Below are 8,792 nucleotides of genomic sequence, written 5' to 3' on the forward strand. Positions count from 1 at the left end.
GGTGGTGCCGGTTGCTGATGGCTCCACCCTCGCCACTGGAGGCGGTCACCGGCAGGGCCAGGGGTCACCGGTCCGACCGGGTCCTTGGTCCCGAGGTGTCCGGCGCGACGCGGGTCGCCGGTCCCTGCCGTGCGAGCCGCGCGCCTGGCAGGTTGAAGCCATCCACCCGAGACAGGAGAGTGGGCACCATGGACACCACCACCAGTAGACCCGTCGTGGTCGCCGTCGGCGCCGAGAGCAGCGAGGCGCTGCTCGACTTCGCGGCCCGCGAGGCCGAGATCGGCGGCAGCCCCCTCCACCTGGTGCACGTCGTCCGGATGCCACCCAGCCTCCCGGAGTCCTACGCGGTCGCCCACAACGCCGCCAAGGAGTACGGCGCCAAGGTGCTGCGCCGCGCCGTCGCCGCAGCGACGGCCCGCGTCGGTGACGCCGGCGCGGTGACCTCCGAGCTCGTCACCGCCGGGACGCCCGTGTCGGTCCTCGCCGAGCGCAGTGCCGGCGCCCGGATGGTCGTGCTGCAGAGCCGCCAGCTCACCGGCGTACGACGGATGACGAGCGCGTCGACGACCCACGGCGTGGCGGCGCGCGCCCACGCCCCCGTCGTGTCGGTGCCGGAGGCCTGGGCGCGGCCGGCCGACGGCGACGGCGCGGGCCCGGTCGTGGTCGGCGTGCACGAGGCCGCCCGGTCGCGCGAGATCCTGCGGGCGGCCTTCGAGGCGGCCGCCGAGCGCGGGTCCGACGTCCGCGTCGTCCACGCGTGGTGGCTCGCCAACGGCTACGACAGCGTCGTCGTCGACGACGCCATGCGCCAGGAGGAGCGGGAGCGGTTCGTCCACGACCTCGCCCCCGACCTCGAGACCGTGCAGGGCGACCACCCCGACGTCGCCACCAGGACCACCGTGGTCCACGGGCCGCCGGCCCTCGCCCTGGCCGACGCCGCCGAGTCCGCCGGCCTGCTGGTGCTCGGACGACGCAACCGCGCCCTGTCCGTCGGGTCGCACCTCGGTTCGGTGGTCCGCACCGTGCTGCGCGAGAGCCCGGCGCCCGTCATGGTGGTCGAGCCCTAGGCCCCGGGTCCTCAGGCGCCGGAGATGATGCCGGTGGCCACCCGGACCGCCCGGTCGATGGGGATGGCGAACCCGATGCCGATGCTCCCGGCGCGGGACTCGCCGTCGGAGAGGGTGGCGATGGCGGTGTTGACGCCGACCACGCGGCCGTCGAGGTCGACGAGCGGTCCGCCCGAGTTGCCCGGGTTGATCGACGCGTCGGTCTGCACGACCCGGCCGGAGCCGCCGCCGATACGGGCGTCGCGGTCGGTGGTGCTGACGATCCCCGCGGTGACGGTCCCGCTGAGCCCCAACGGGGAGCCGATCGCGATCACCGGCTGACCGATGCGCAGCGTCGTCGACCGGCCCAGCCGCGCCGGGGTGAGCCCACCGGGGTCGGTGCGCAGCACCGCGACGTCGTTGGCCGCGTCGCTCCCGACCACCGTGGCCCGGACGACGCGGCTGTCGGCCAGCTGCAGCGAGACCTCGGTCTCGCCCTCGACGACGTGGTGGTTGGTCAGCACGTGCCCCTGGTCGTCGAGCACGAAGCCCGACCCGGTGCCCGAGCCGGCGCGGACCTGCACGACGCTGGGCAGCACGGTGGCGGCCGCCGACTCCGCCGTGCCGCCCGGCACGCCGCCCTCGGCGACGGGGACGGGCCGCTCCCCGGGACGGTCGCCGGCGGCGTAGCCCGTCGCCCCGCCCGCGACCGCCGCCACCGCGACCAGGGCCGCGACGCGTGGTGCCCGCCGCGGGCGCCTCCTCACGGTCGCGCCAGGGCCGGCGGCGGGCTCGGGGGCCGACGGCGGCGACGGCGGTGGGGGCGGTGGGAGCACCGTCGCGTTCGCGGTGGCGCGCGGTGGTGCGGGCTCGAAGCGCGGGCCGGAGGGGATGCCGAGGCCGGGCCAGGTCTGGTCGTGCCGGTGGTCGCTCATGGTGGGTTCCTTGTCGTCGTCGTCAGGGGAGTCGGGTCGAGGAGCGGAGGGACAGCCCGACGGCGGCGAGGCCGGCGAGCAGCGCGATCGCGGAGACGTACGGCGTGACCTCGCGCGCCTCGGTGCGCCAGCCCAGCTGGGTGCGCACGTCGGCGTAGACGTCCTCGAGCTCGTCGCTGCTCCCGGCGGTGTAGGCGGTGCCGCCGCTGGTCTCGGCGAGCGCGGCCAGGGTGTCGGCGCCGGTGGCGCCGCCGTTGCCGCCGTTGGAGGCGCCGTAGGCGATGGTCGAGACGGGCACCCCGGCGTCCGCCGCCGCCTGGGCGGCCTGGGCGGGCGTGCGGCCGGTGGTGTTCTGGCCGTCGGAGAGCAGCACGATCCGGGCGGGGATGTCGTCGTTGCCGGCCAGCCGCCACTCCGCGGCGATCTGGTCGAGCGAGGCCAGCACCCCCTCGCCGATGGCGGTCTGGGTCCGCAGGGCGAGGTCCTGCAGGGTCGCCGCGGCCCGGACGTGGTCGGTGGTGGGCGGGCTGAGCACGGTTGCGCCGTCGGAGAAGGTGACGATGCCGACGGCGAAGTCGGCGGGCAGGTCGGCGACGAAGGCCGAGGCGGCCTCCGACGCGGCCTCGATCCGGGTGGGGGTGACGTCGTCGTTCTCCATCGAGCGTGAGGTGTCGACGACGACCATCACGGTCGCCTGCTCCCGCGGCACGCGCAGGTCCATCTCGGGGCGTGCGGCGGCCAGGGACAGCAGGCCGAACGCGACCAGGATCCCGGCCATCGGGAGGTGTCGTCGCCAGCCGGGCCGCAGCGGCAGCAGCCGGGTGAGCATGGGGGCGGAGGCGAAGCGGACGGCGTAGCGGCCGCGCCGGCGCTGCTGCACGACGTACGACGCGGCGAGCAGGGTGACGGGCAGCAGGAGCAGGAGCCACCAGGGCGACTGCAGGGTCATCGGCGGGGTCCTCTCGCGGGGCGGGCGGGGGAGCGGCGACGCGCGGAGACGTGCCGGGTCAGGTCACGCACCCAGTCGCGGTCGGTGCGCAGCACGACGTGCCCGGCGCCGGCGGCGCGGACGGCGGCGGCGGCCGCGGCGCGGTGGGCCGCGGCGGTGTCGGCGAAGCGCTCGCGCAGGCCGGGCATCGAGGTCCAGACCTCGCAGCGGTGCCCCGACTCGGGGTCGACCACCACCAGCGGCCCGACGTCGGGCAGCTCGAGCTCGCGCGGGTCGACGACCTCCACGACCAGTACGTCGTGCCGGGAGGCGAGCCGGCGCAGCGCGGCTTCCCAGGGGAACGGCCGCTCGGTGCGGCCGTCGGGCTCGACCAGGTCGGTGACCACGACCCGCAGCCCCGGTCGCGGGTGACGCCGGTCGAGGGCGGCGAGCGCGTGCGCCAGCGAGGTCGATGCCGCGCCGGTGCGCAGCTCGCGCTCGTGCGGGCCGGTGTCGTCGCGGACGGCGCGTCGGGCCGCGGCCGAGGCCGCGACCGGTCGCGACCAGCGCAGGCCGTCCGTGCGCAGGTGCAGCACGCCGACCTTGTTGCCGGGAGCGGCGACGAGGGTGCTGACCGCGGCCACCGCCGCCTGGGCGAGGTCGGTCTTCTCGAGCTCGTCGGAGCCGAAGTCCATGCTGGCGGTCTCGTCGACGAGCACCCAGGTCGCCAGCTCGTGGTCGGCGCGGGTGCGCCAGACGTGCACCTCACCCGTGCGCGCGGTGACGTTCCAGTCGATGCGCCGCACGTCGTCCTCGCCGGGCCGGTAGCGCACCACCTCCTCGGGCTCGCTGCCCGGCCCGAGCCGACGCCCGGGGTGGTCGCCCTGCAGCCGGCCGGCCGCGCGGCGGCGTACGGGGAGGCCGACGGAGCGGAACGCCGCGACCGCGTCGCGGGAGCGTCGCGCGGTCATGCCGCCGACTCGGCGGACTCGGCCGGCTCGTCGGCGTCGTTCTCGTGCGGGGCGACCCGGGGCCGGGGCACGGCGGCCAGCAGCGAGCCGACCACGACCCGGGGGTCGATGCCGTCGGTCAGGGCGTCAAAGGTCAGCGGCAGCCGGTGCGCCATCACGTCGTGCGCCACCGCGACGACGTCGGCCGGCAGCACGTAGTCGCGCCCCCGCATCAGGGCCAGGGCGCGGGCCGCGGCGACCAGGCCGAGGGTGGCGCGGGGGCTGACGCCCGACTCGACCAGCTCGCCGAGCCAGGGCAGGCCGTGGGCGGCGGGGTCGCGGGTCGCCATCACGAGGTCGACGGCGTACTGCGCGACGGCGTGGTGGACGAAGACCCGGTCGGCGGCGGCCTGGAGGGCGGTCACCTGCGCGACGTCGAGGACCTGGGCGGCCCGCGGTGGGGCGACGCTCATCCGCTGCAGGATCGCCATCTCCTCGGCGCCGTCGGGCAGGCGCACGTCGACCTTGAGCAGGAACCGGTCGCGCTGGGCCTCGGGGAGCTCGTAGACGCCCTCCGACTCGATCGGGTTCTGGGTCGCGAGCACCAGGAACGGCTGCGGCAGGCGGTACGTCGTCCCGCCGATGCTGACCTGGCCCTCGGCCATCGCCTCCAGCAGCGCCGACTGCACCTTGGCAGGGGCCCGGTTGATCTCGTCGGCGAGCACGAGGTGGGCGAAGACCGGTCCGCGCTCGGTGTCGAACGTCTCGGTCGAGGGCCGCCAGACGCGGGTCCCGACGATGTCGCCCGGCATCATGTCGGGGGTGAACTGCAGGCGGGAGAAGGTGCCGCCGACGACGTCGGCGAACGTGCGGACCGCCAGGGTCTTCGCGACGCCGGGCACGCCCTCGAGCAGCAGGTGACCGCGGGCCAGCAGCCCGACGAGCATCCGCTCGACCATGGCGTCCTGGCCGACGACGACCCGCTTGACCTCGAAGAGCGCGCGTTCGAGAACGGCGCTCTCGTGGGGCAGCGGCGGGGGCAGTGGGGTGGTTGGGTCCTGGGTCATCGGGTGGCCTCTCTCGACGTGGCTGATGACCTCAGTCCAACCTCCGGCCGCGAAATCGAGCGGAAGCGCCGACGAAAGCCGATCGAAAGCGGGCGCGACGGATCCGGCCGCGCCGACTAGGTTCGGAGCATGCGGGTGCTGGTGGTCGAGGACGAGGCGGGGCTGGCCTCCGCCCTGCAGATCGGGCTCGCCCGCGAGGGGTACGCCGTCGACGTCGCCCTGACCGAGACCGAGGCGCGCGCCAAGATCGCGCTCGTGGCCTACGACGTCCTGCTCGTCGACGTCAACCTGCCCGACGGTGACGGCTACGCGCTGGCCGAGGACGTCCGCGCGGGGTCGGCCGCCCGCGGGGAGGGTCTCGACGAGGCGGCGACGCCCAGCGACGTGCGCATCCTGCTGCTGACGGCCCGCGGCGCGCTGCACGACCGCGTCCGGGGGCTCGACGTCGGCGCCGACGACTACCTGGTCAAGCCGTTCGCGCTCCCCGAGCTCGCGGCGCGGGTGCGCGCCCTGCTGCGCCGCGAGGTGCGTGCCGACTCGGCGGTGACGCGGGTGGGCGAGCTCAGCCTCGACAGCGCGCGGCAGCTGGCCTTCCGCGGGAGCCGCGAGCTGCCGCTGACGCTCAAGGAGTTCGCGGTGCTTCGCTACCTGATGCGCCGGCCCGGGCACGTCGTGGCGGCCGAGGAGCTGCTCGAGCACGTGTGGGACGAGAACGCCGACCCGTTCACCCAGACCGTCCGCGTCACCGTCGGCAACCTGCGGCGCAAGCTCGGCGCCGCGGGGGAGCCGCCGCTGCTGGAGACCGTGATCGGCCGCGGCTACCGCCTGCGCGAGGCCCCGCTCGCCGAGAGCGGCTGAGCGGCGTGCTGCACCGGTTGCCGGCCTGGGCCACCACCGTGCGGGTGCGGCTCGCCGTGACGTACTCCGGTCTGGTCTTCGGCATCGCCGCGGTCGTGCTGGTGCTGGTCTACGTCGCGGTGGCCGCGTCCACCGACGCCCGGCCGTTGTCGGAGGCGGAGCAGCAGAAGTTCTACGTCTCCGACTCGGGCAAGGTGAAGTTCCTCGACGAGTCGGGCGACGACGGCGACCTGGTCAGCGCCTCCGACCTCGACCTGGTGCAGCAGGCCGTCAACGCCGGGACCCTCGACCGGCTGCGCGAGTACTCCTTCGGCGGGCTCGCCGTCCTGTTCGTCTTCAGCCTGCTGGTCGGCTGGTGGGTCTCGGGACGCGTGCTGCGTCCCCTCGGGGCCGTCACCGCCACGGCGCGCGAGATCACCGCCACCGACCTCAGCCGGCGGATCGGGGCCACCGGGCCCCGCGACGAGCTGCGCGAGCTCGCCGACACCATCGACCAGATGCTCGAGCGGCTCGAGGAGGAGTTCGCGGCCCAGCGCGCGCTCACCGACGACGTCTCGCACGAGCTGCGCAACCCGGTCGCCGTCATCACCGCCAACGTCGACGCGGTCCTCTCCGACCCCGACGCCACCCCCGAGAACCGCGCCCGCGCCGCCGCCGTCGTCTCCTCGGCGGCGTCGAGCATGACCCTGCTCATCGAGGACCTGCTCGCGGCGGCCCGCCAGCGCTCGGGCGCCTTCGAGGAGCGCGAGGTCGAGCTCGGCGAGCTGGCCCGGCGTGCCGTCGACGAGTACGGCGTCCTCATCACCGAGCGCGGGCTCGACCTCGGCGTCCGGCTAGACGCCGGACCCGTCGTGTACGCCGACGAGCAGGCCCTGGTGCGCGCGCTGCGCAACCTGATCTCCAACGCCATCCGGTTCTCACCCGAGGGCGGCCGGTTGTCGGTGGCCGTCGGGAGCCGGCAGGGGTGGGCCTGGGCCGCCGTCCGGGACCAGGGCCCCGGCATCCCCGAGGCCGACCGGGCGCGGGTCTTCGACCGGTTCTTCAGCACCGACCACCCCGCCAACGGCAACGCCGCGACCAGCCGCAACGGCAACGGCGGGCACGGCATCGGCCTGGCGATCGCGCGCCAGATCGTGGAGGCCCACGACGGACGGCTCGCGGTGTTCAGCGAGACCGGCGAGGGGAGCACGTTCGTGGTCTGGCTCCCCGACCGCACCTTTGCTTCCAAGGGCGAACGCGGTCGCACGCCGCCGGCCGAGAGCCCGCTCTAGACACGTGTTGCGCCGAACGACTGAGGGACCGGTGTGATCCGTGCCACCCTCGTCTCGCGCCGGCGGGGGGTCGGCGCGCGAGGAGAGCGGGGCCGCACGTGCGCGCACGACGAGGAGCCGTCGCGGCTGTCCTCCTGGCCGCGACGCTGACGCTGGTGCTCGTGCCGACAGGTCCGTCCTCGGCGTCGACGGTCCGGCCGGCGACGTACGCCGAGGTCGTGTCGTTCGCCGACCAGCAGCAGGACCAGGGCGACCCGGGCGACCAGGGCGACCAGGACGGTCCGGCCGACTCCGGGGCTCCCCGCGGACTGCCGCGGTGGCTGGTGCTGCTGGGGTTCGGCCTCGTCGGCGTCGGCGGCTTCCTGCTGCTCAGTGGTCAGCGCCGCGCCGAGGCCGACGACTGACCGTCGCCGCAGGTGCGACCACTGGGGTGCGGGCCGGGCGCGTGCTCCAGGCGACGACCGCCGTGGCGCTCGCCACCAGCACGACGGCGGCCCCGACGACCTCGAAGGTCGTGTCGAGCCCGAGGCGTCCGACGAGGAGCCCGGCGAGCACTGCCGGTACCGACAGCGCGAGGTAGGCGACCGTGTAGAACGCCGCCATCACCGAGGCCCGGTGGTGTGCCGGGATCGCGCCCGCCAGGGCACGGAGGCCGCCGAGGAACCCGATGCCGAACCCGGCGCCGCCGATGGACGAGCCGAGGAGGAAGAGCGCGCCCGAGCCGGTCGCCGTCGCCACGACCAGGAGCGCGACCCCCGCCGCGAGCGCCGCGGAGCCCAGGAGCGCGGACAGCCACGGGGCCGTGCGTCCGACCAGGAGCTGGGCGATCGTGGCCGCGGTCGTGAGGGCGACGATGCCGCTGCTGGCGAGCACGACGTTGGTCGTCTCGAGGAGCCGCGCGCCTAGCGCCGGCCCGAGGCTGAAGAACAGGCCGCCGAGCGACCAGGACGAGACCACCGTGAGCGCGGCGAGCAGGAACGGGCCGCGCACCTCGACCGGGACGTGCGGTCGGGCGGGGTGCAGGCGGATGCCCCGTCGTGGCGTGGCCGGTTGCGGCATCCGTACGACGCCCGCGATCGCCGCCGCGAGGAGCACGAGCAGCACGACGTACGGGAGCACCCGTGGCGCCCGGTCGAGCTGGACCAGCGCCGAGGCGCTGAGGATGCCGAGGGCGATGCCCGCGCTGCTCGCCACCCCGTTGGCGAGGCCGGCTGCCCACGGGTCGCGCCGGGGGTGCAGGTCGAGCACCGCGGCGCTGGCGGCGCTGACCGTGAGGCCGGTGGCCAGGCCCTGCAACCCGCGCGCGACGAACAGCCAGGCGACCGACGACGCGAGCGCGAAGAGCACGGTGGACACCAGGAGCGCCCCGAGCGACACCAGCAGGACCGGACGACGGCCGACGTCGTCCGAGATCGACCCGCCGACGAGCAAGGTGACGAGGACGCCGACGGCGTAGGTGGCGTAGACGAGGGTGAGGGTGAGGGGCGAGATCCCCCAGGACGCGGCGTAGGTCTGGTAGATCGGCGACGGGGTCACCGAGGCGAGGAGCGCGAGGCCGATGATGCCGGTCGCGAGTGCGTAGGCCCTGGACGGGGCGAGGGTGTGGCGGTGGGTGTGGCGGGGGGTGGACATGTCGGTGCCTTCGGGTCGGTGTCGCGCGCCGTGCCGTGGTCCGGCGGCACGGCGCGCGGCCGGGGAGGGGGTGATGGGGGGTTTGTTAGGGAGAGGTGAGCGGGG

9 protein-coding genes are annotated in these 8,792 nt (G+C 75.5%); 4 read left to right on the top strand and 5 right to left on the bottom strand.

Annotation, left to right across the window (positions count from 1 at the left end; all coding sequences use genetic code 11):
- Positions 1-188 precede the first annotated feature (188 nt).
- Positions 189-1,067 (top strand): universal stress protein, encoded by an 879-nt coding sequence (locus tag AC4MBH_RS17685; protein ID WP_491796485.1) that lies wholly within the window; start codon positions 189-191, stop codon positions 1,065-1,067.
- 11 nt (positions 1,068-1,078) lie between these two features.
- On the opposite strand, the gene AC4MBH_RS17690 is transcribed toward AC4MBH_RS17685, so the two are convergent.
- From AC4MBH_RS17690 to AC4MBH_RS17705, 4 genes are read right to left on the bottom strand one after another with little or no spacing between them, the layout of a single operon-like run.
- Positions 1,079-1,981: a S1C family serine protease gene (locus tag AC4MBH_RS17690; RefSeq protein WP_491796487.1), complete on the bottom strand. Its 903-nt coding sequence runs from the start codon at positions 1,979-1,981 to the stop codon at positions 1,079-1,081.
- 22 nt (positions 1,982-2,003) lie between these two features.
- Positions 2,004-2,930: a VWA domain-containing protein gene (locus AC4MBH_RS17695; protein WP_491796488.1), complete on the bottom strand. Its 927-nt coding sequence runs from the start codon at positions 2,928-2,930 to the stop codon at positions 2,004-2,006.
- Positions 2,927-3,880 carry a DUF58 domain-containing protein gene (locus AC4MBH_RS17700; protein WP_491796490.1) on the bottom strand — a complete coding sequence of 318 codons (954 nt, stop codon included), beginning with the start codon at positions 3,878-3,880 and terminating at the stop codon, positions 2,927-2,929. Before AC4MBH_RS17700 ends, AC4MBH_RS17695 begins: the two co-directional genes overlap by 4 nt.
- Positions 3,877-4,926, bottom strand: a complete 1,050-nt coding sequence (locus AC4MBH_RS17705) for an AAA family ATPase (RefSeq protein ID WP_491796491.1) — start codon at positions 4,924-4,926, stop codon at positions 3,877-3,879. Before AC4MBH_RS17705 ends, AC4MBH_RS17700 begins: the two co-directional genes overlap by 4 nt.
- A 129-nt stretch (positions 4,927-5,055) precedes the next feature.
- Between AC4MBH_RS17705 and AC4MBH_RS17710 the strand changes: the two genes are divergently transcribed.
- The 3 genes from AC4MBH_RS17710 (at position 5,056) to AC4MBH_RS17720 (ending at position 7,459) form a co-directional block, all read left to right on the top strand.
- Positions 5,056-5,784 (top strand): response regulator transcription factor, encoded by a 729-nt coding sequence (locus AC4MBH_RS17710; RefSeq protein ID WP_491796493.1) that lies wholly within the window; start codon positions 5,056-5,058, stop codon positions 5,782-5,784.
- Positions 5,785-5,789: 5 nt separating this feature from the next.
- Positions 5,790-7,055: a sensor histidine kinase gene (locus tag AC4MBH_RS17715; protein ID WP_491796495.1), complete on the top strand. Its 1,266-nt coding sequence runs from the start codon at positions 5,790-5,792 to the stop codon at positions 7,053-7,055.
- A 98-nt stretch (positions 7,056-7,153) separates the two neighbouring features.
- Complete coding sequence (locus tag AC4MBH_RS17720) at positions 7,154-7,459, top strand: hypothetical protein (protein WP_491796496.1); 306 nt, start codon at positions 7,154-7,156, stop codon at positions 7,457-7,459.
- Here the strand turns inward: AC4MBH_RS17720 and AC4MBH_RS17725 are convergent.
- Positions 7,425-8,687 carry an MFS transporter gene (locus AC4MBH_RS17725; RefSeq protein ID WP_491796497.1) on the bottom strand — a complete coding sequence of 421 codons (1,263 nt, stop codon included), beginning with the start codon at positions 8,685-8,687 and terminating at the stop codon, positions 7,425-7,427. The genes AC4MBH_RS17720 and AC4MBH_RS17725 overlap by 35 nt on opposite strands.
- Positions 8,688-8,792 lie beyond the last annotated feature (105 nt).

It is taken from the genome of Nocardioides sp. WJ219 (assembly GCF_058559815.1).

What these genes read in the sequence shown, in the direction of transcription:
- AC4MBH_RS17725 (WP_491796497.1), bottom strand. Translation starts at nt 8,687, where the DNA reads ATGTCCACCCCCCGCCACACCCACCGCCACACCCTCGCCCCGTCCAGG.
- AC4MBH_RS17685 (WP_491796485.1), top strand. Translation starts at nt 189, where the DNA reads ATGGACACCACCACCAGTAGACCCGTCGTGGTCGCCGTCGGCGCCGAG.
- AC4MBH_RS17710 (WP_491796493.1), top strand. Translation starts at nt 5,056, where the DNA reads ATGCGGGTGCTGGTGGTCGAGGACGAGGCGGGGCTGGCCTCCGCCCTG.
- AC4MBH_RS17690 (WP_491796487.1), bottom strand. Translation starts at nt 1,981, where the DNA reads ATGAGCGACCACCGGCACGACCAGACCTGGCCCGGCCTCGGCATCCCC.
- AC4MBH_RS17705 (WP_491796491.1), bottom strand. Translation starts at nt 4,926, where the DNA reads ATGACCCAGGACCCAACCACCCCACTGCCCCCGCCGCTGCCCCACGAG.
- AC4MBH_RS17700 (WP_491796490.1), bottom strand. Translation starts at nt 3,880, where the DNA reads ATGACCGCGCGACGCTCCCGCGACGCGGTCGCGGCGTTCCGCTCCGTC.
- AC4MBH_RS17695 (WP_491796488.1), bottom strand. Translation starts at nt 2,930, where the DNA reads ATGACCCTGCAGTCGCCCTGGTGGCTCCTGCTCCTGCTGCCCGTCACC.